Origin of the sequence: Amycolatopsis thailandensis (assembly GCF_002234405.1) — a bacterium.
GTDB classification, from domain to species: domain Bacteria; phylum Actinomycetota; class Actinomycetes; order Mycobacteriales; family Pseudonocardiaceae; genus Amycolatopsis; species Amycolatopsis thailandensis.
This window is the reverse complement of sequence record NZ_NMQT01000051.1, coordinates 32,915-53,233: the sequence shown is the minus strand read 5'-3', so window position 1 is coordinate 53,233 and position 20,319 is coordinate 32,915. Positions and strand designations below refer to the sequence as shown.

The 20,319-nt window shown below is 66.3% G+C and carries 23 protein-coding genes and 1 CRISPR repeat array; of the genes, 11 read left to right on the top strand and 12 right to left on the bottom strand.

The features are described 5' to 3' along the window. The first annotated feature begins 350 nt into the window (after positions 1-350). On the top strand, positions 351-539 hold the full coding sequence (locus tag CFP71_RS43510; RefSeq protein WP_143267095.1) for a hypothetical protein: 189 nt from the start codon (positions 351-353) through the stop codon (positions 537-539). Between the two features lie 877 nt (positions 540-1,416). Further along, positions 1,417-2,031 carry a hemerythrin domain-containing protein gene (locus CFP71_RS14830; RefSeq protein ID WP_244199679.1) on the top strand — a complete coding sequence of 205 codons (615 nt, stop codon included), beginning with the start codon at positions 1,417-1,419 and terminating at the stop codon, positions 2,029-2,031. Positions 2,032-2,251: 220 nt separating this feature from the next. On the opposite strand, the gene CFP71_RS14825 is transcribed toward CFP71_RS14830, so the two are convergent. Beyond that, positions 2,252-2,692 carry an SRPBCC family protein gene (locus tag CFP71_RS14825; RefSeq protein ID WP_093934433.1) on the bottom strand — a complete coding sequence of 147 codons (441 nt, stop codon included), beginning with the start codon at positions 2,690-2,692 and terminating at the stop codon, positions 2,252-2,254. 187 nt (positions 2,693-2,879) lie between these two features. On the opposite strand from CFP71_RS14825, the gene CFP71_RS44165 reads away from it, so the two are divergent. Next, positions 2,880-3,044 (top strand): hypothetical protein, encoded by a 165-nt coding sequence (locus CFP71_RS44165; RefSeq protein ID WP_167406128.1) that lies wholly within the window; start codon positions 2,880-2,882, stop codon positions 3,042-3,044. Between the two features lie 444 nt (positions 3,045-3,488). On the opposite strand, the gene CFP71_RS14820 is transcribed toward CFP71_RS44165, so the two are convergent. Continuing rightward, positions 3,489-3,956, bottom strand: coding sequence for a MarR family winged helix-turn-helix transcriptional regulator (locus CFP71_RS14820; protein WP_093934432.1), 468 nt, complete (start codon positions 3,954-3,956; stop codon positions 3,489-3,491). Positions 3,957-3,986: 30 nt separating this feature from the next. Here CFP71_RS14820 and CFP71_RS14815 point away from each other — a divergent pair, with 30 nt between their 5' ends. Continuing rightward, the gene (locus CFP71_RS14815; protein ID WP_093934431.1) at positions 3,987-5,069 is read left to right on the top strand and encodes a bifunctional NAD(P)H-dependent oxidoreductase/GNAT family N-acetyltransferase; all 1,083 of its coding nucleotides are present in this window, start codon (positions 3,987-3,989) and stop codon (positions 5,067-5,069) included. Positions 5,070-5,114: 45 nt separating this feature from the next. Further along, positions 5,115-5,846 carry a formylglycine-generating enzyme family protein gene (locus CFP71_RS14810; protein ID WP_093934430.1) on the top strand — a complete coding sequence of 244 codons (732 nt, stop codon included), beginning with the start codon at positions 5,115-5,117 and terminating at the stop codon, positions 5,844-5,846. 1,482 nt (positions 5,847-7,328) lie between these two features. Here CFP71_RS14810 and CFP71_RS14805 read toward each other — a convergent pair. Beyond that, positions 7,329-7,592: a hypothetical protein gene (locus CFP71_RS14805; protein ID WP_143267094.1), complete on the bottom strand. Its 264-nt coding sequence runs from the start codon at positions 7,590-7,592 to the stop codon at positions 7,329-7,331. Positions 7,593-7,737: 145 nt separating this feature from the next. Here CFP71_RS14805 and CFP71_RS43505 point away from each other — a divergent pair, with 145 nt between their 5' ends. The 3 genes from CFP71_RS43505 (at position 7,738) to CFP71_RS43500 (ending at position 9,971) form a co-directional block, all read left to right on the top strand. Then, complete coding sequence (locus CFP71_RS43505) at positions 7,738-7,971, top strand: hypothetical protein (RefSeq protein WP_143267093.1); 234 nt, start codon at positions 7,738-7,740, stop codon at positions 7,969-7,971. 292 nt (positions 7,972-8,263) lie between these two features. Then, positions 8,264-9,232: an MBL fold metallo-hydrolase gene (locus tag CFP71_RS14800; RefSeq protein WP_093934428.1), complete on the top strand. Its 969-nt coding sequence runs from the start codon at positions 8,264-8,266 to the stop codon at positions 9,230-9,232. Between the two features lie 145 nt (positions 9,233-9,377). Continuing rightward, on the top strand, positions 9,378-9,971 hold the full coding sequence (locus CFP71_RS43500) for a hypothetical protein (protein ID WP_143267092.1): 594 nt from the start codon (positions 9,378-9,380) through the stop codon (positions 9,969-9,971). 664 nt (positions 9,972-10,635) lie between these two features. Here the strand turns inward: CFP71_RS43500 and CFP71_RS14795 are convergent. The 7 genes from CFP71_RS14795 to CFP71_RS14760 form a co-directional block, all read right to left on the bottom strand. Beyond that, entirely contained in the window at positions 10,636-11,208 is a 573-nt protein-coding gene (locus tag CFP71_RS14795) for an Asp23/Gls24 family envelope stress response protein (RefSeq protein ID WP_093934427.1), read from the bottom strand. Then, a complete protein-coding gene (locus CFP71_RS14790; protein WP_093934426.1) occupies positions 11,205-11,732 on the bottom strand; it encodes a DUF6286 domain-containing protein in 528 nt (175 codons plus the stop codon). The genes CFP71_RS14795 and CFP71_RS14790 overlap by 4 nt, the downstream gene beginning before the upstream one ends. Continuing rightward, on the bottom strand, positions 11,729-12,133 hold the full coding sequence (locus CFP71_RS14785; RefSeq protein ID WP_093934425.1) for an Asp23/Gls24 family envelope stress response protein: 405 nt from the start codon (positions 12,131-12,133) through the stop codon (positions 11,729-11,731). The genes CFP71_RS14790 and CFP71_RS14785 overlap by 4 nt, the downstream gene beginning before the upstream one ends. A gap of 5 nt (positions 12,134-12,138) precedes the next feature. Further along, on the bottom strand, positions 12,139-12,315 hold the full coding sequence (locus CFP71_RS44160) for a hypothetical protein (RefSeq protein ID WP_093934424.1): 177 nt from the start codon (positions 12,313-12,315) through the stop codon (positions 12,139-12,141). Further along, positions 12,312-12,653: a hypothetical protein gene (locus CFP71_RS14775; RefSeq protein ID WP_093934423.1), complete on the bottom strand. Its 342-nt coding sequence runs from the start codon at positions 12,651-12,653 to the stop codon at positions 12,312-12,314. The genes CFP71_RS44160 and CFP71_RS14775 overlap by 4 nt, the downstream gene beginning before the upstream one ends. Continuing rightward, entirely contained in the window at positions 12,650-13,120 is a 471-nt protein-coding gene (locus CFP71_RS14770) for an Asp23/Gls24 family envelope stress response protein (protein WP_093934422.1), read from the bottom strand. Before CFP71_RS14770 ends, CFP71_RS14775 begins: the two co-directional genes overlap by 4 nt. A 944-nt stretch (positions 13,121-14,064) precedes the next feature. Further along, positions 14,065-14,361 (bottom strand): hypothetical protein, encoded by a 297-nt coding sequence (locus CFP71_RS14760; RefSeq protein WP_093934421.1) that lies wholly within the window; start codon positions 14,359-14,361, stop codon positions 14,065-14,067. Between CFP71_RS14760 and CFP71_RS45585 the strand changes: the two genes are divergently transcribed. Beyond that, on the top strand, positions 14,267-14,596 hold the full coding sequence (locus tag CFP71_RS45585) for a DUF6292 family protein (RefSeq protein WP_425266618.1): 330 nt from the start codon (positions 14,267-14,269) through the stop codon (positions 14,594-14,596). The two genes, CFP71_RS14760 and CFP71_RS45585, sit on opposite strands and share 95 nt — an antisense overlap. Positions 14,597-14,785: 189 nt before the next feature. Here the strand turns inward: CFP71_RS45585 and CFP71_RS14755 are convergent, their stop codons facing one another. Further along, complete coding sequence (locus CFP71_RS14755; protein ID WP_093934420.1) at positions 14,786-15,757, bottom strand: helix-turn-helix transcriptional regulator; 972 nt, start codon at positions 15,755-15,757, stop codon at positions 14,786-14,788. A gap of 117 nt (positions 15,758-15,874) precedes the next feature. Here CFP71_RS14755 and CFP71_RS14750 point away from each other — a divergent pair, with 117 nt between their 5' ends. Then, positions 15,875-16,987 (top strand): FAD-dependent monooxygenase, encoded by a 1,113-nt coding sequence (locus tag CFP71_RS14750; RefSeq protein ID WP_093934419.1) that lies wholly within the window; start codon positions 15,875-15,877, stop codon positions 16,985-16,987. Between the two features lie 721 nt (positions 16,988-17,708). After that, positions 17,709-18,051: a CRISPR direct-repeat array (repeat unit 28 nt; unit sequence GTTCTCCCCACGCACGTGGGGGTGTCCC). Between the two features lie 1,148 nt (positions 18,052-19,199). On the opposite strand, the gene CFP71_RS43495 is transcribed toward CFP71_RS14750, so the two are convergent. Beyond that, a complete protein-coding gene (locus CFP71_RS43495; RefSeq protein ID WP_143267091.1) occupies positions 19,200-19,598 on the bottom strand; it encodes a hypothetical protein in 399 nt (132 codons plus the stop codon). Between the two features lie 264 nt (positions 19,599-19,862). Between CFP71_RS43495 and CFP71_RS14740 the strand changes: the two genes are divergently transcribed. After that, positions 19,863-20,246 (top strand): hypothetical protein, encoded by a 384-nt coding sequence (locus CFP71_RS14740; protein ID WP_093934417.1) that lies wholly within the window; start codon positions 19,863-19,865, stop codon positions 20,244-20,246. Positions 20,247-20,319: the final 73 nt, after the last annotated feature.

Sequence of the window (20,319 nt, the reverse complement as noted above, 5' to 3'; positions counted from 1 at the left end):
ACCATCCCGGCGAGGATGATCCCGGGGTCGACGGAGACATCACAGCGAGGGAAGCTCGAGCGACTACCACGCCATTGACCCACGTCTGCCGCTGTCGCCTCTACGCCCAAGGCGACCCCATCAACCGCACGGATCCCACCGGCGCAGTCACTTCAGGCTGCGCCAAGGCCGGCATCACCTCCATCATCGGTCTGATAGGAACCACAGCCACCTACGTCACGAGCGCCGCCACCGCGGGAGTCACGGCAGGACTGGGGGTCGGGTCGACAGCCGCCACCGTCACCGCCATCAGCAACACCGTGATCAACTGCACCTAGCCTCATCACCGAGCACCAGGAGAAACGGACACGATGAGTAAAACCACGAGCATGGTTTTCCTGGCCGTATCAGGATTTCTGCTCACAGCCCTCGTCGTGCTGGCGATCGTCTGGCCCACCACACCCACCATCGCCCTGGCCGGGGTTCTCGCACTGCTGTTCACGTACTCCGCCTTTTCGTTGAAGCGCAGATGGAAGATCCGCGCTGGCAACAGCCGGTAACGATGACGGACAGCGCGAGACCGCGCTCTCCGTCATCCCACGGCGCGATCTCATAACGCGGCGACGCCAGGGCATGCCGAGCCTCACGACCGGAACAGTGGCTTGTCGGCGATTCCATACCTGGCCAGGAGGTCGATTCGGTGAAGCGCTCGCGCCAGATCCCCAGCCAGAGGATGAGACAGCGATCATTCAGTTCGCGGACCGACCGCACCGCACCTCACCTGACGACACCTCCGGGCTTAGGCCCATTGTCCGGAGAATGATTTTTTTGTGCGACTATCGGATATATGATCGATTGGCGGCGGCGTCCCCTACCTGAGCCCGCCGGATCAACGGAAGCGTTGAACTTGTTGGGCGACGCCGAGTCCAGGTCGACCGTGACAACCAGCGGAGTGGCTGAGCGTTCTCAGGCCGGGGTATGGCTGCGTCACGAGGCGGCGTGCACGCGCGGCCTCCGTGAGGTGGCCGTTTCGGCTTGGGTCAGATCTTCGATCGCGGTCCTGCGGTGCCGGCCTGCAGCATGCGCAGGCCGGAGGCACTCGGGAGCGTGACCAGGCCAGATCGATCACCGTGACGTCGGGCAGCGACCGGGTCGGCCAGTGACGCCGGAGTGCCGCCAAGTATCCCCACTGCCGGCCGGCAGAGATCCATTCCGCGGAGAGTTGCAGCCCCTCGCCGTTCTGCATGCAGGACGGTTCGCAATCCTGGCGTCGGAGCCGGCATATTCAACCTGTCCACCGTGGATTCGTTCCTGGCAACGCCGCCGTTCCAAACTCAGGTGCCTCACCGCTGTCAAATATGAAAGACTCCACGAACTACAACCAACCCGCCTGACACTCCACGGACGACGGTCCGGAGACAGGGGCGCGACGCCAAGGTGTCCGGACAACCGGGGGAAGCTCAAGTTGCCGAATGGCCGCTACCCAGGAATTCTCAGCATATGACTGCCGTGACCATTCCCCGTCCAGTTGCCGGTGACGTCGTCGACCTCATCCTGGATGACCACCGCCTTTTCGAACAGCTCCTCCGTGATCTGCGGGACGCGACCGCGGACCGCGAAGGTGCCCGAGCCGCGTTGTCAGCGGCACTGATCGCGCACGGTGAAGCCGAAGAACGGGATGTCTACCCCGTCCTGCGGCGCAAGGACGCCATCGACAAGCACGAGCAGGAGCACGGCGAGGAAGAACACGCCGAGGGCAACCAGGCGCTGTTGGACCTGCTGGAATGCAAAGGCACAGACACACAGAAGTTCGACGACGCGGTCGAGCAGCTGTCCGAGGCGCTGATGCACCACATCGGCGAGGAGGAGCAGACGATCCTCAATCCTGCGCGCACCGAAGTGAGCGAGAAGACCCGGCAGGACCTGGGCACGGCGTGGGCCACACGCCGCAACGCACTTCTCGATCAGGACTGCGGTTCGATCGAGTTCGTCAAGAAGGTGGTGGCCCGAGCCGAGAAGGCGGGCTTGCTTTCCTCCGACAACGACAAGTGAAGCCCTAGCCGAGGCCAGCTCCCATCTGGGGAACGAAGCACTTCCGTACCGGTGGAAGCCGTGAATCCTGAGTGCGATGCTTCAGTGATGAGGTAGTCCGCCGGGCGCTCTCAGCGAAGCGGCCGGGATGAGACCCAGGTGGCGATCACGAGTCGGGGCGAGAAGCCCGCCGCGCCGGCAGGCGCGGCGGGTCGGGGCTGATGCCCAGTCTGCGGAGGGGTCAGCGGGTTTCGATGACGGTCTTGAATTCCGCAGCGGCTCGTTCGACCTTCTTCTGCGGGTCGGCCAGCAGCGAAGCGACCGCTTCGCCGAGCTTTCCGGCCGGGGGTTCGTATTCGAGAGAGATCTCGACGCCGGTTCGGCCGTCGCCCTTGTCGTCGAACCGCACGACACCGGAGTTCTTCACATCAGGGTCGGCGTTTTCGACCGTGGCCCACGCGATCTTGTGCGGCGCAGCGTCCTCGACGATGCGGGCCTCCCACTCGACCGTGGAACCCAGCGGACCGTCGACCTTCCACCGGGTCCGGGTCGCGTCTCCATCGACCGCTTCGACGGATTTGACGTCGGAGAACACCTGCGGAAGTCGCGTCAACGGCCGCCACCAGTCGTAACAGGCCTGCACGGGAGCGTCTACTTCCACATAGTGCGCAACAGCGGCCACCACAAACCTCCTCGAAGAACCGATCCGGCACGGTCACGGCCGGTATAGGAGTCATAACCCGTTCTCCGGGCAAGGAAACCTCGGTCACCACACTGAACGAGCGGGTCATCCCACATCACGTCGTGGTTGGTCCGGGTGGTTCGCGGGTATGTGGTCTTCGATGCGGTCACGGGAGGTGACCGGCGAGATGGGGAGACGAGTTGTGGCCGAGCGCGACGTCGCGACGGATGACCAGGTGATCGAGGCGGTTCTGGAGGTCGCTGACGATCTGGCCGAGTTGACGCGGGTGCGCCGCTGGGTGCGCACCGTCGCCCACATCCGCACCCCCGCCGCCCCAGGGCGACGGCCCTAACGCGACGCCAGCACCGGGATCAGCGACCACCGCCGCGTCGCCGGCACAGCCACCGACCGCCGGCTGGCAGTCACCTCCACACGAACCTCATCAGCCGTGAACGACAGGCTGGCCGCCCGGCACACCCCACCGTTCACGAGGGCGACGATGGTCAAGCCGACTCGAGGCGCGATGTCCTTGAAGTTCCCGGGCGATCCCGCGCTGCCCGGGGAAGTTGGACGCCGACTCCGGCCATGCGGTTCGGCGGAAGCCGCGCACCTCGCCCGGTACCGCGCTGAAGCTCGCGGTCTGACCATGTCGACTCGTCATATGTAGTGGGGCAGAGCCCTTCGGTGAGCGCTTATCCGGCCCGAGCGGCGGGCGCGGACGGCGACGGTCACAGCGACTTCGACCGCACACCCGTGGTACGGCCGATAGACTGGACGTCTTCGCCGGTTTCCGCCTTCAGGCCTGCCCGGCGTCGTTGCCCGCCTCGTCGAGCCGGCGCGCGATGTCCTCCAGCGCGGTGAGATCCGCGGCGGTGAGGTGGTCCATGAAGTGGTGGCGCACGGACGCGAGGTGAGCGGGCGCCGCCTCATCCAGTACCGAGAGACCGTGATCGGTCAAGGTCAGCAAGCAGCCCCTGCCGTCCTCGGGATCCGGGGAGCGGCGCAGCAGCTCCCGCGTCTCCATTCTCGTCGCGTGCCGGGAAAGACGGCTGCGGGACCAGCCCATCTTAACCGCCTGCTCACCCAGGGTACTGGTGTTACCCGGTCGCTCCGAGAGCGTGCTGAGCACCTCGTAGTCGGGCTCGGACAGCCCCAGGCCGGCCAGATCACGGGCGGTTCCGGTGCGGACCGCGACCGTGATCCGGAGAAACGCCCGCCATGCCCGATCCTCGTCGGCGGTGAGCCAGCGCACTGTCGTTGACATGTAAACATTCTACCAGCTAGGTTCGTTTACATGTTAACGAAATCGACGCGAGTTCTCTTACTGACTTGCAGTACCCGGCCGGGAGCACTGGGCCCGGCAGTGACGCGATGGTGGCTCGACACGGTCGCCGAACAGGCTGCGGAGTCGGGTGCCGAGCTGGTACCGGTGGCGCTCGGCGATCTCGATCTGCCTTTCCTGGACGAGGAGGAGCACCCGTCCTCCGGGATCTACGGGCAGGAACACACCAGGCGATGGAGCGCGCTCGTCGATTCGGTGGACGCGATCGTCGCGGTCGTACCGGAGTACAACTACGGCATGCCGGCGACGCTGAAGAACGCACTGGACTATCTGAGCGCCGAATGGGCGTGGAAACCGATCGGATTCGTCAGCTACGGCAACACCTCGGCGGGCACGCGGGCCGTGCAGCACGCCAAGCAGGTCGTGTCCACGCTCCGGCTGGTCCCTCTCGGGGCCACCGTCGCGATCCGCATCGGCGAGGCGGTGTCAGCGGGCAGGCTACGGGCGGACGCGTCCCGGGACGAGGCGGGCCTCGCCCTGCTGGACGAACTCGTCCGCGTCGCCAACGCGCTGCGGCCGCTGCGCGAGAGATTGCGTGACACAGCCTCCGCAGGCCCGCTGGCGGGTTCCTACGCCCGGCGAATGACGCCGGACGACGCCGAGGAGGTCACCGTGCTGCAGCGGTGCTGCTGGCCGGAGGAGGCGATACTCAACGACACCCTCGACATCCCGGCCCTGCACGAGTCGCTCGACGAGGTGCGGGACTGGCTCGCCGACTGGCACGTCACCGGCGTCTGGCTCGACGGGCGGCTGCTGGGCATGGTGCGTGCACGCTCCGCCGGCGGTGACTGGCAGATCGGCAGGCTCGCCGTGGTGCCCGACCTGCGCGGCCGGGGACTGGGCCGCTGGCTGTTACGCGGCGCCGAGTCCGCCGCCGACGCCGACGCGCGGCGGCTCTTGATGTTCACCGGCGCCAAAAGCACTCGCAACATCGAGCTTTACGAACGCGAGGGCTACCGCCAGGTGCCGTCCGACGGACCGCCCGGCACCGTGTGCCTCACCAAGGCGACACCGTACGCCGCCGGCAGGGCTTGACCTCTGGTCGAGACGTGGCATCCCGTAGTACAGAAGGGACATCAGATGCGAGAGCAGTTGGTCGACTGGATAGACGTCCCGGAGGGGGCCGTGCATCGCGGCACACCGCTGGACCGGATCGACGAGGTGACCCACCGCTACGCCGACACCGGCGTTCCCCGGGCGTGGTTCGAGAAAGAGACGCCACGCGCGCGGGTTCCGGTCGCCGCCTTCCGTATCGCCCGTGTGCCCGTGACGATCGGACAATGGGCCCGGTTCGCTCACGCGACCGGACGCGACCGTCCCACGGAGCCGTCCACTCACCCAGTCTCCGGAGTCTCGTGGGGGGCGGCCGTCGCCTACTGCGACTGGATCAGCGATGACCTGGGTTCCGACGTGCGCCTGCCCACAGAGGACGAGTGGGAGCGAGCGGCACGGGGCGACGACGAACGCGAGTTCCCCTGGGGCGACGAATACCGGACCGGGTTGGCCAACCTCGTGGATCTCGGGGTCGGCACGACGACGCCGGTCGGCGCCTTCCCCGACGGCGCGAGCCCGTTCGGAGTCCTCGACATGGCGGGCAATGTCGACGAATGGACCTCCACGCCCTACGCGCCGTACCCAGGCGCGCCATCGGAGGTGCCACTCCGGGAGAACTGGGCCTTCGACCCGCACATCACCCGCGGCGGCTGCTTCCGCCACGACCGCGACCTCGCCCGCTGCGCCAGGCGGCACGGAGCCTACGAGGCGGACCTGCGCGCGATCGGAACGGGATTCCGCGTAGCCACATCGACGTGACAGATGGGGTTTCGCCGGAAGAAACCGTCGACACGAACCGAACATGACAAGACGACCATAGGCGCAGCTGTCGTCCGCAACACTCAACACCCCCGGGCTCCTCAACGCGTTCCCGCGTACGGGCAGCCGACACCCTGGTCGACCAACCGCGAGCGCAACCACCTGCTCATACCGGCAACGGGAGATAATCATGATCCAACCTTCACGCACCACCCGGTCGACCGCTCGACCATCTCGGTCGCGAAAGCCGCCGGCGCAGGCAGTGGCGGCCTGGCTCGGATTTGCCCCAGTGGCCTATCTGGGGGCAGTCGGGGTGTACTTCTTACTCGGAAAGACCGGAACGGACGCCTGGGTTCACGGCATCATCGGGCTGGGCCCGTACACAGGAGTGGCATTGGCTCAATACTGGCGTCGGCGCCGTAGCGCCACAGCTCCTTGAGCCACTCTCCGCGCGCCGACACCTCTGGCAGCGCGCTGAACAGACCGGCGCCGCGACGCCATGCCAGATCCCAGACGTCGACGTCCCGTAGTCCCCACTCGTGGAGCCCCGACGGTCCAACTCGTGCAAGCCACCTCGCTCAGGAGAGACGATGCCCAAGACGAACTCCCCCGACGACCAGACCCCACCACACCCGTCACGCCGACAGCGACGACTACGCGCCCTCGCACTCACGGGCGTGATCATCGGCCTGATCGGCGTACTCCTCTTCATCATCGACAAAACCATCATCTCCTCGGCACCGGCCACAACACCTCCCCCAACCACCCCCGCCGCTCTCGCCTCACCGTGGACTCCAGCAGGCAGCTACACAGTCAACACGGAGAAAGCGGCTGTGGGAGACCGTGAACCCGGATCGGTTATCGCGCGTGTTCAGGTGCTCCTTCGGTAGAAACCGGTGGAAGAATAAGCTCGCCACGTTGTCGCGGGTCACCCGGGACTTCGCGCCGACTGCCGGGCCGGATGCCGATTGAAGGTTCGGGCGCGACGTGGTCCATCTTCTCGAAGATCACGTCAGCACCGTAGGCACCCCTGACCGGGTAAAGAAAGTACTGACCGTACTTGTTCTGACAGGACACCGCCGAGGGGACACCGTGCGGGCAGTAGCCCGCGAAGTAGCCGCCTTGGTCTCTTCCGAATTTCGGGAGGAGATCCTGCTTGGAACGAGCGGCGATCGCGTTCTGTCGGACTTCCCGCTTTGCGTAGCTTCTCCTGTATCCCGACTCCTCCCGTGCCGAGTCGCATTGGACTACGCCGAGACCCGCATGAGCGCAGCAGATCGAGACCCGGAACCGGGCTCAACGGCAACCATCGCCGCCGCAGCCGAGCAGCGGCCGGATGATGTCAGCTGACTGCGGCGGTGAACAGGGTTTCGAAGGGGCTGTTTCCGACAGCCCTCCGAAACCCTGTTCCGCATTACAACATGCGTCGCCTCGACGGAAAGATTCACTCACCAGAGGCGACGCCCAGAGTGGCGCGGCCGGTCAGGCGGTGGCGTTCACCCACGGATAGGCACCGATTCCCTCGACCACGACACGGAATTGGACCCTGGTGCCCTCGGCGATCGAGAGATTCTTGTGGCCGCACCCGGCCTTCGCGCCGTTGGAGTCGGTCACACTCGCTTTCTTGGTTCCCCAGCGGATCTCCGCCTTGACCGATCGCCCGTCCGCCCGGGTGTCGCAGGCGTACAGATGTTCCCCGTCCGGCTTGAACGCGGCGTAACCGTACACAACCTCCGCTACCGCCACGTCCCGCGCAGGAACCTCACTGTCGGGCCCCGGGGCAGCCGAGGCCGCACCGGCGGACGTCACCACCGCCACACCGACCACACCCGCAAGGACAAGAGCTCGTACACTGCCATTCATTGTTATTCCCCCTCGGAATAATCGTACGATGTCCACTGGCTTGCGCCAGCATTTTCAGGGGACCATATTTACGATCGGCACGGCTCAAACCACGTACGGCTTCACGCTTTTGGCGGCACCCCTTTATCGCAGCGAAATTTTTCGCGAACAGGACACCAGTCGCCACTCTCACCGCCAACAGCGAGAAGCAACCGAAGGCCCTGTTCATGTGCCCTACATCCAGATCGGGTGGCGTCCTCAGCAGGCAGGCATGTCCCAATGACCATGTTCACCATCAGCACCGGCATCTCACGCCCAGGTCGTCGAGCCAGTACCCACGAGGGGACACTGGTTCCTCGTGATCGACGTCGACGAGCTCTCGGCATCAGTGGTCACGCCGAGCGTCTCGGTGACACACTGAGCCCGTCGAACCCACGTCACCCAGGGGCGACGACGCGCCGGACACTCTCCCTGAGCAGATCTTCAGTGACGACAGTCATCGGTGACGCCCTCGACGCGGCGGCTGGTCGCTACTGTGGCTCAACGCCAATAGTGAGTCTTAAGGAGCTAGGACCGTGCGAGCCGACTGGACCATCGGAGCTGTCGACGTCCACCGCGTGGACGAGATCGCCCTTCCCCCGGAGACCGGTTCATGGCTGCTTCCCGGCGCCACCGAAGAGGTCATCGCCCGTGAGTCCTGGCTCGCCGATGATTTCGCCGACGAGCGCGGTCTGCTACGACTGGCAAGCCATACCTTCGCACTGTCCGCGGGCGGGACACGGATCCTGGTGGACACCGGGATCGGCAACGGCAAGCGACGGGCCAACCCGGCCTGGGACGATCTCTCGACGGACTACCCGAGACGGCTCGCGGACGCAGGTTTCCAGCCGGATTCGGTGGATCTGGTGATCCTCACCCATCTGCACACCGACCACGTCGGCTGGAACACGCGTGCCGACAACGGGACCTGGGTTCCGAACTTTCCCAACGCGCGCTACCTCACCGCCCGGGCGGAATGGGAATTCTGGGCCGGGCACGACCTGGACGCGCCTCGCCGCCAGATGTTCGACGACTCCGTGTTCCCCATCCACGCGGCCGGACTTCTCGATCTGGTCGATGTCGGAGCACGAGGAGCCGAGATTCTGCCGGGACTCCGCCTGCTTCCTACGCCAGGACACACTCCGGGACACGTCTCGGTCGAGGTGAGCGACGCCGGAAACCGCGCGCTGATCACCGGTGACTGCCTGCATCACCCGGTCCAGTTCGCGAATCCCGGCATCGGCAGTTGCGTCGACATCGACGAAGCGCAGGCCGAGACCACCCGACGCGAACTCCTCTCCTCCTTGGCGAACACGGAGACACTGGTCCTGGGAAGCCATTTCGCCCCGCCGACGGCGGGCTTCGTGCGGTCCCACGGCGATGGATACCGGCTCATCACACGATTCGGTTCAGGACCGCGACCGCTCGATGGCGTGGCGCAGGCTGGACAACCAGGCCGATCGTGGGCAAGCGGCGCCGACGCCCCACGAGGTGGCGCGCGCTAGCTCCCTGTAGAAGCGCCCACCTTGCTGTTTCGGCGGCACGACCAGGGGGTAGACCCGGGGCAAGGTCGGTTGAGCAGAGAGATCGTGTGACACGGCCAGTGAGGAGAAGGTGATGGCGCAAAGCCCGTATTCGGTGGGGCAATCGGTGAGCAGCAGTGTGGCTGGCGTACGCGCACTCGCTGCGGAGGCGGGGAAAGTGGGGGTGGAAACGGCCGCTGAGGTTGCCGGTATCGCCGAGCGGAAGCTTTCCGAAGGAGTTGACGAAGTCGCCGACACCACCCGTCGGGCCCGCCGGAGGTTTGCCAGACACACCCGGAACACACGCAGGGAAGTCCGGGACAACTCAGCCGCCGTCCGGGAGGAGACACTGACGAGAATGGCCGGGATGCACGAGCCCGGTCGCAGGGCGAAAAATGCTGTACTGCTCGCCGCGAAGTCAGCCCGCGAGCCTGGGCGACGAGGCAAGAGGCGACGGGCCGCCGCGAAGGCGAGCCTCGGCGAAGCGCTGGCCGAGGTCAAGAGCGCAGCTCGGGGCCAGGGTTTGCCGAGGTCCCGTCCCCGCTGGCCATGGATCGTGGCGTTCGCAGCTGCCGCCTTGGGCACAGCCTATCTCCTTCGAGTGAGGAAGAAACCGCTCACATTGGAACTCCAGGACGAGCCTGACGCCATAAAGGCAACCGATGCGCCCCCGACATCGTCCACACCCGACGAGAACGGAAGCACTACGCCGAACACCTGACGAACACCCGTGTTTTCGGAGATCTCGCGAAGACATGCCACCTCGTCGACGACGGCCGCCAGCCCGCTTCTGCCGCGGACGTCGCCAAGGATCCGCTGACGGTACCTGTCGGGTCACCGCGGCGGAAGCGGCCTTCACGGTATTGCGTGCTGCGGCGCCGCGCGCGAACACGTCCTCACCACTCCGCAGCCGCCTCTACACGACGCGCCTGCCTGATCGACCGGCTCGGTCAGGCAGCGCCGAACGCGGACCTCCTGGGCGAAGTTCCCGAGCGATCACCGGTCAACCAGATCTGCTCGCGCAGCGATCGACCTCGCTCCGCACGCTCAGCTTCGCACAGAGGCTACGGCTTCTGGCTCACGGGGAAATCGGCCGCGACCTGTATCTCGCCGAGGACACTGTCAAAACCCACGCCCCGCCGCGGACGGCGGCACGAGCTGGGAAATCGCCGCGCAGCTTTGCCATGCCTGGTCCAAGATCATGGACTCGAGGTCGGCGAGGCGGTCGAGATGGACTCGCGTTACGCCCGGAGCCCGAACCTTGATCTTGGCGGTGTCGGTGAAGAAGAGGCCGACTTGGCGCGCTACTCAGCGCTCGACCGTATCTCGCACGACGTCATCCAGGCCGTCGATGATCATCCGTTCCGCAACGGATGCGGCCTCACCTATAGAGCGCGAGCGCCCGTTTTGGTGGAGAAGCGGAATTCGATGGTCACCGACAGGGTGTCGAGATCGAGCGCCTGGCGTAGTCGCGGGAGGCCGTCGGTGTCTATCCGGCGCCGGATCTCGGAGACGTCCGCATCCTGTTCGGCACTGATCACCAACGCGACGGCCGGTGTGTCGCGGGTCCCCGCGAGCGTCGCGTGCGCGGCATGGACGCCATGATAGCTCGTCACCTCGGTGGTGAACGGCTCGATCGCGGTGCTCGCGGCCAGCTCGGTGCGGCCGAGGTCGGGATCGGTCTCGAAGCGCCAGGTGTAAGTCTTGGGTTTGCGGGTCAGCTGCGCGACGAGCCAGCGCAGCACGAGCAGGCCCAGCACCACCGCGCCCGCGGTGATGACATAGAGCGCCCAGGTGGGTGGCTGTCCGGTCCCGGGCACCAGGGCGGATTCCGGTTTCAGGACGGTGAGCGTGCCGAAATGGGTCAGGAGAGTGAAGGCGCCGACCGCGATCAGAGCAAGCCCGACGAGGACGAGTACAGCGCGATTGAGGCCGGCGGGCCGGTTGAGGCTGGTCATGACGCGCTCCTGGCGGCACGGACCCTGACCTTGACGGTCGGGCGGAGGGCGGGATCGATCTGGTCGAGCCGATGCGCGATCGCGCCACGAACGGCATCCGCGAGTCCGTCGGTGGTTGTCCGGCCGGTGCTCACCGTCGCGGAGACCGTGCGGGACTTGAGTTTCACCGTCGCATCGGACACCCCGTCCACCGTGGCAGCCGCGGTCCGAAGGGTGGAGCGATAGCTTCGGCGCGAGGCTCCGGAGTCCAGGTCACCCCGCAGAGGCAGGACGGTGGGCTTGCCCGGCAGGACCGCCGCCAAGACCAGGACCAGCCCGAGCAGAACCGCGCCGGCGCCGACGATGGCCGATATGACATCGCTCCAGCGCGTGTCGTGCAAGGCAACGGCGACCGTGTCGTAACGAATCCAGGGACGTTCACCGAGGAGCATCTGGATCGCGACCACCGCGACGAGTGCGCAGGCGGCGAGCAGGACGACCGCGGTGAGGGTCGCGGGGATGCTGCGGCGTGGGCGGCGTTTCACTGGACCCTCCTGGTTTCGGCGGTGGCGGTGTGCATCGCGGCGACGGTGATGTCCACTCGCGACACGGTGAGACCGGTGAACTCTTCGACGCGGCGCATCAGATGCCGGCGGGCGCTCTCGGTGGTGCGAGAGACCGACATCGGATAGCTGATGGAGATCCGGACGTCGAGGGTGGCCGTGTCACCGGTGACTTTCGCGGTGACTTTGGCGCTGTTGTCGAGGTCTTCCCCGCCGACGGCAACACCGAGCACGCGGCTCGCGGCGCCACCGACGCCGTCGACCTCGGTCACCGCGTGAGCGGCGATCCGCTCCACTGTGCTGTCGGAGATGGTGAGGACGCCCCGGTCCTCGGTGCCGGCTGGAGCCGTTGTGGGTGCGGGGCTTGGCAAGATGGCGGTCATTCCGGTCAGCCCCTGTCGCGGCCGGTGAGCTGCGACAGGTCGAGCTTGCCGTCGAGGACACGGCCGGCCAGCAACCCGAGGGCGCCTAGGACCAGGACGACGAGGAACGCGCCGAACCCGCCGAAGGCGGCCGCGAGCCCGAGGGCAAGACCGGTGAGCAAGCCGAGCTGCGTGGAATTCATGGATTCTCCTTGGAAAGGGTCACGTCGCGCACCGTCTCCGGCTCATCGGCGGTGAGAGCGACCGGAGCGGCGATGTCGCCGATCCGCACATGTACCGGGCGATCGACCGGCCCCACCGCGGTGCGGACGTCGTCGCCGATCTCGACAGCGGTCGCCGGGTAGCGGCCGGTGACGCCGATGGTGATCTCGTCGTCGCGGATCCGGATTCCGGGGATCCGGCGTCCGCGCAGGAGGGTGGCGATCTCGCCGAACCGGCCGCTGTGCAGTCCCGCGATGTGGGGCCGAGCCTGCACAGCGGCGGCGATGCGGTCGGCGTCGATCTCGACGCCAGGGCTCACTGGACCCGGCCGGTGTCGTTCTGGGTGTCGTCGCCCTCGTCGTCACCGGGGATGTGCACGTCGGACACGTTGATGTTGACCTCGACGACCTCGAGCCCGGTGATCTGCTCGACCGCGCCGATGACGTTCTTCCGGATCGCGCGCGACAGGTCGGCGATGGACACGCCGTATTCGACGAGGATCTGCAGGTCGACAGCGGCTTGTTTCTCGCCGACCTCGACCGACACGCCCTGACTCGCCGACGCGGTGGCTCCGGGAATGCGCTCACGGATCGCACTGAACGCCCGGGCGGCACCACCACCGAGGTCGTAAACACCGGAGATCTCACGAGTGGCCAGACCGGCGACCTTCGCCACGACCGTGTCGGCGATGGTAGTGGAGCCCTTGCTCGATTCCAACGCGCCCGTACCGGTCTTCTCAACCTCGGTCGACTGGCGCGGAGCCTGGGTGGCAGTCGAATTCGCCATGATTTCTCCTCTGGGTCGGTTCTCGTGTTCTCAGCGGAAGGTCTCGGAGTTCCATCCTTACTTCCACACCAGAGAAACCCAGCCCCATGAAGATCGTCACGACCCCATCGTGTGGCACCCGCCCCCTTCGTTTGGGCCGAGATCGGTAGCGCGCTTCAGGCGAAGGCCGACGCCGGGTCGCAGGACCTGATCGGTGTGCGCTGATCGCCCCGAGCCGTTCGGTGGGACGCCAGACCCGACATCAGCGGCGGGAGCAACCCGAGCCACATCGCTGTGAGCGCAGATCAGTTCACAGGTGCGTCGCGGGGAGGCGCCCCGATGTCCCCGCCAGTCCCGATTACGAGATGCGCTCGCGGGCCGGCGTGGCTTGCTGCGGTGATCACGTTCGGTACTTCCCCGCCACGACGGCGAGCCCTTCTGATGACGGTTGAACGGCGGGCGGCGGCGAGCAAGGCGGCACGCAAGTCATCGAGTCGGCCCTGCCCGGCATAAACGAACGCCGCGTGCAGATCACAGCATCCCGGCCGTCACGTAGCCGTGGCCCCACGCCGCGTCGTCGAGGACGTAGCCCAGCGACGCGCTGCCCTGGTGCCCTCGTCCGCTGCCGGCACGCCGCGATGAAGCGCTCGGCGCGCGCGCGTTCGCCCCAGGGCGGCGAGTCCCAGTAGCGCAGCACGTGGGCGCTGCCGTGCAGGGCGAAGAGGGCATCCACGTCCGCGGCGGTGAGGGGACGCAGTACAAGGCGATTGGTTTGCAGCGTCGGGGTGGGCAGCGGCGCAGGCTCCATGTTCCCTCCGATGATCGATGACCGATCGCCCTGACATCCGGTGCCGACCACTCGCAACGGGTTTCTCGGCGGGCGCAACGACGTGCTGCTCATCGGCAGAAGCGGACGTTCCACAACGCAACGCGCCGGACCGTGATCGGTACCTGCTCAGCCTGGTCTAAACCCGGTACAACGCGGGCCCGCGCGTCCCCGCTGGGCCGTGGCGTCCGAACAGGAAGCCGACCCGTCGGATCCGGTACAGGTCGGCTGTGTCGAGCCAGGTGTAGAGCAGTACTTGCCAGGGCCAGCGGCCGACTCTGCCGGTGTCGCGGACGCTGACGACGGTCTTGACGTCGAGTAGCGCGCCGCCGCCGGCGTCGATGCCGTGGTCGGGATCGATCGCCCTCGTGTGGAACGAACGACAAGGCTGGGCGCTCGCCCTCGATACCGGCAGTACAACTGACGTCGTGGTCATCCAGCGCCTCGGCGTCGAACTGCTTCCCTCACCTCGCGCGGTTGCCACGTTCACCCACGGGATCTATTGCGGTGACTTCACATCTGACCCGAACCTCGCTCCTCCGCCCCTGTGCGATGACCTCGCCGACCAGCTGCCTCATACTCCGATCTCACCCACATCCCGATCCCTGATGACGACCGGCCGACGTCGCCATCTGGCGGTCGCGTCTTCTCCACGCGTGAGTCCTCGCTAGGCCCACGCCGACCACGGCCTGGCCGCCGCTGGCCGGCCGAACGCGTTTGTCTTGCCGAGCCGCGGGTCCAGCCCAGTGGGTCGCGCCTCCAGGACCCACTGGCTCATTTGCCGTGGCGGGCCGCACGCGACGTCGCTCGTGGTGATCACCGAGTTGTACGGGGTCGTCGTGGGCAGGGTCGGTGTTTTCCTATCGCCGGGCGGTGGTGGCCGACGGTGGCTCACCGAACCGCGAGCGATAGTCGCGCGCGAACCGGCCGAGGTGAGTCATGCCCCAGCGATACGCTGTCTCCCCGATCTGGTCGCCGGTCGACAGCAACTCCTGGCGGATCCGGTCCAATCGGAGGTCGCGGACGTAGCGCATCGGTGAGGTTCCGAGTTTCTCCCGGAACGCCTCGCTGATCGTCCGCGCACTGCATCCGGCGGCCTCCGCGATCCGGCCGAGGGACAGAGGTTCCGCCAGATTCGCTTCGACGAAAGCGATGGCCGACCGCAACACCCTGGGATGCGGCGTCGCGGGAGTCTCTCGCAGTGCGGCGGTATGCGTGTGCGGCTGAGCCAGCAATAACGCGGTCACGATGCAGCGGATTTGGCTTCGTCGCAACTCTTCACGCTGGAGCAGCGGATCGCCGGAGGCGAGTTGCTCGATCAAAGACTCGATGAGCAGCAGTACCGTCTTGCCCGACGGCAAGGAAAGGTCGAGCGGGAAGTCGAACCGCACGGCGCTCGCCGGTCGCCCGGTGAGTGCCTCGAGTTCCCTACGAACCAGTCCGGCGCCGATTCGCAGGCCCAGGAATCGCGTGCCCGGCCGACCCGGGCGCAGGTCCTGAATGTCACCCGGGTTGACCACCCCGGCACGTGTCAAGCCGAGGACAGCGCGTCCAGCTCCGATACTCGCGGAGATCTCACCGGCCAGGCCGAGATTGACGAAATACGACTCACTGCCGGGGACCGCGCCAACCCGGACCGCCTGCGGCGAGGCGAAGTAGCCGATGGTGAAGTCGGTGCCCGCGACGCCACGTACCTCGTGCTCGCCGCCGGCGAGAGGCCCGAGCGGGCTGGTGGTGACCTCACCACCGAAGAGCCTGGTGGCCGCGTCAAGCAAGTTCACCGGATTGCCGGACTTCGTGATGACGAAATCACGGAGCGGACCCGACACCATCGATCACCTCCCAGGAACTCCGGAACAATCATGGCATCGGGCAGACCGTTGCCTGAACCGGATAGTTCCCGCCCGAATCGGACGCCGGACGTGAGGTGACAGCCTTACCTTGGCCGAATGGGAACCAGGAACGATTCGCGATCAGTCCTGATCGCCGGTGCCGGTATCGCAGGATTGACCACAGCAAGCTCCCTCGCCCGCCGCGGATGGAGTGTCGAGGTCATCGACACGGCGACCGAGGATGTCGCCATCGGCTGGGGTCTGAGCCTGACCGGCCCCGCGCTGCGAGCACTAGACGACCTGGGACTGGCCGATCGATGCCTCGCCGCCGGATACGGCATGAACGTTGTCACCAACATCGACATCGATGGAACGGAGAGCACGTTCGAACTGCCCCGTCTGATCGGCCCGCATCGCCCGGCGATGACTGGGATAGCACGCCCGGAGCTGCACCGGATTCTTCGGGCCGAAGCGCTGCGGCTCGGCGCGCAAATCCACCTCGGGCCCGGCGTTTCCCGCCTATGCCTCGACAAGGGGCAGGTGCGCGCCGAACTGACGGACAGGAGCATGCGCACCGTCGACCTGCTCGTGGGCGCCGACGGGATCCGCTCCACCGTCCGTGATCATATCGGGCGGTCCACTCCGATCCGCCACCACGGCCAACGAGTCTGGCGTGCCCTGATTCCGCGTCCCAGCTGGGTCAACGGCATTCACACCTTCGCCGGCTCCGGACGGCAGACGGGGGTAGTCCCGATCTCGTCCGGTCAAGCGTATGTCTTCCTCACCGAAAACGACGTCCGTCAAGAGGACGAGCCAGCACCGCGGATGCAGGACCTTATGGTCCCCTTCCTCGGTCGTGCCCTCGAACTGCGCTCCCTCGTCGCACGGTCCGCGTCGGTGATCCGACGGCCCGTGCGGACCGCGCTCGCCGAAGCGCTGTGGTCCAGTGGCCCGGGAGTCATCATCGGCGACGCCGCGCACGCGCCCTCACCACAGTCGGCTTCCGGCGCCACCCTCGCGATCGAAGACGGCGTGCTCCTGGCAGAGGAACTCGATCACCACGCAGACATCTCAACAGCGGTCCGGGCGTTCGCCGAACGCCGCCGCGACCGATGCGCGACCGTCGTCGAGACCTCGATCGCGATCGCCGCTCTCGAACGGGAACAGCGCCACAATGAGTCGTATTCGCTCATTGAGGTCTGTCACCACCAGATGGCGCTCCCGGCGTGACACTGCTCAGCATCTCCGGCGCTCGAATGCGGAACCCCCAGGGCGACGGCGTTCCGGCCAAAAGGCCGAAATCGCGGCCTCCGCTACCTCGGCGCAAGCAACGTGACCACCTTTCGCCGCGCGGGCAGACTCGACCCGAAATCGGCACGCCTGTGAAAACGGAGACGAAACGGAGCCCATTGGCGCCAAGAAGAACGTGAACAAGACTCGCGAAACGCGGCTAAACAGCAGGTCAAAGGCTATGTCGATCTTGAGCCGCCAAGGGAGCTCGAACCCCTGACCTTCTGTTTATAAGACGCCTCCCCCGCCATGTCAACGAGTGTCGCGCGATGCCGAATTTTGACCATCCATGCAGGTCAACGTGAACCTCTGACTGCGGCGGGTGTCGCGCCGTGTCAGGCCGTGCCGGGCTCTACTTCGGCAACGGAGCCCAATCGGAGACGTCGTGGCATCCCGGGTCCTGTCGAACCGACTGAACAAGGCGAGCCACATGTCCTGCACGAAGTCCCCGGCCTCGTACGGGGTGTAGCCGCACTGCTTACGACCTGCCACACCAGTGGCGCCAGGTCCTAAACTAGCCGGCCCAATGCTTGGCCTCGTGACTACAGTGAACTCCGATGGCAATCGGCGCCCTGATTCCAGGACAGCGATTCGAAAGCTGCCCGAGGCGGAACTGAATGCAAAACAGCGTTACCGTCCGAGAAACCGCAGGTCGCCAAGTGTTCTCCCCACGCACGTGGGGGTGTCCCCCACAGCACGCTGCCCACCGGCAGCAGGTCCCGGTTCTCCCCACGCACGTGGGGGTGTCCCTCGCAGAAGGTCACCTTCGCCCAGCTGAAGGTGTTCTCCCCACGCACGTGGGGGTGTCCCCGACTGGATCGCCCGGTGCGACGATCCCGCGATCGCGGAGTTGGTTCTCCCCACGCACGTGGGGGTGTCCCCTCCGACGGGACCGTCTCGCCGCGCCGGCGGGAGTTCTCCCCACGCACGTTGGGGTGTCCCTCCGCCGCGCGCGGCCGCCGTCAGGTAGAACTTGGTTCTCTCCACGCACGTGGGGGTGTCCCCGCCGCCCCCAGACCCGGCGAACCGATCTAGTGGTTCTCCCACACATGAGAGTGTCCCGATCCGCGAGGCGGAGAACGTCGCGCTCGGGCTGTTCTCCCCACGCACGTGGGGGTGTCCCCCACTCTCGCCGACGCGACGCCCGGCAGTACATGTGCTCCCCATGCGCGTGGGGGTATCCCCTAGCTTGGACACTAGGGACGTCTTGTGGCGAAGTCCTCCCCACGCGCGTGGGGGTATCCCGGCCAGGGTGGACTTGAACCCGCCGGGCGCGGCGTCCTCCCCACACGCGTGGGGGTGTCCCCTCGTGATGGTTCCGGGCGCTCATCTCCTCGGTGTCCTCCCCACGCGCCCACGCCGCGTGGGGATGTCCCCAAGCGCGACCTTGTCGACGCGACCCGCGCTCCGACCTCCCTACGCGCTTGGGGGTGTCCCCCAACACGGGCGGCCGCTGCACCCGCACCACGGGTCCTCCCCATACGCGTGGGGGTGTTGCCGCGGTCCAGACCGCCACGGACATCCTGTGGCGGTCCTCCCCACACGTGTGGGGGTGTCCCCAACGAGGGCCACGAGATGGCCTGGGTGATCGAGTGCTTCCCACGTGTGTGGGGGTGTCCCGACGTCGAACGCCGCGAACGCTGGTGTCGTCCAGTGCTCCCCACTCGTGTGGGGGTGTTCCCTGCTCCCGCGAGGTTCGGGGAAGAGTGATCTGGTGCTCCCCACCCGCGTGGGGGTGCCCCCGACACGAACAACGAGCCGATTATCGGCCCGCTGTACTTCCCAACGCGCGCGGGGTGACCTCGCGTTCTTCACGGTGTTTCACAGGTCGACGAAGTTCTCCCCACGCGAGTGGGGGTGTCCCTGTAGCTCTGTGCCGGCGTGGGCTGCACTCCAGCGTTTTCCACGCCTGCGGGGGCGCCCCAGAGGCTCCATCTTGAACCCTCCCCGTCACCTGGTTCTCACTACGTGTGTGGGGGTATCCCGCGATGCTGGGGATCGACCGCCAGGCGGCCCTATGCTCCACGCGTGCGGAGTGCCATCGTCTCGCGGTCACCGGGGGCGTCGAAGGTCTCATGTTCCCCATGCCCGGGCTTACGTTGCCTGGGAATCCCATCCCGGCGGCGGGATCTCTTCCGGGTAGTGGACTCGGTCACCAGCGGAGAACACTCTCCACTCTCCGCCGAGATCGGGTCGTAGCTGAAGCGTCATGTACTTCGGTTCGACGATGGGGAAGCCGCCGTCGGTGACCTGGCGTGCGGTCAACCTCGGGTAGGTACTTCATGCAGGCGGTGTTCTCGTCCAGGAAGTGCACCTTGCTGGCCAGGCTGTGCTTGGCCAGCAACATCTTCACTCTCTTGAAATTCCAATGCGGGATGGATTCTGGAGTTACCACCGCACGCAAGTTCCCGATGGTGTCCTCGGTCAGCTTCGTGTTGTTCAGCGCGAAGAACGCCCAGTCGACAAAGGCGGGATTTGTTTTGACGTAGGGGCCGAAGCTCTTCATGTCTTCGTTGTCGTCCGCCTCGGTGAGGCCGATCGCCGTGTGCATTGAACTGTGCAGGTCGTTGACGGCTCACCGTCACTCTGCGTACTGCCAACCAAGTAAAAGCTGTACTGCGTTTCTGCCCACCAACGAAGCGGTCGCCACCCGGTACGCGCACTATATGTAGCGGCGCGTCGGCTGCGTCCCGATGCAGCACGCGATGGGTGACCACCCTGTTCAGATGTGTGGCGGGCCACTCGGCCACCGCCACAGCCACCCGTCGCAACCACTTCTGACGAGCGGCGCTCTTGCTGGTGCATCCTGTAACCCATGACCATCGACATCCGCGCAGGCCTCGGCATCCCGACAGACGGCGCCCTCGAACTCCACGTCAACCCAGAGGCTGCGACTGAACTGCGTGAAGCGCTCGAAGGGGCTGGCCTGGACGTTGACGAGGGCTTCGTGCACGCCGACTCCTCCGGCAAGCCGGATGTCATCCTTCTGATCGGTACCGTGAGCGCAGCGCTTCCTGGACTTGCGAAGGTGCTCGACGTGGCGCTCCATCGCCACGATCAAAAGCACTTTCGTGTCGGCGAGGTCGAGGCGAAGGGGTACACAGCCCAAGAACTTCTCCCGCTTCTCCAGGAGCTCGAAAGCACGCGCGAGAGAGCCAAGGAGGAGTGGCAGAGACACACGGGCATCGAAGTGGACTAAGCGGTGGACGGTTCGTCACCCTCCGCCCATCGCCTAGCCACTCACTCTGACGGCTGGAGCCCAAACCGGCATT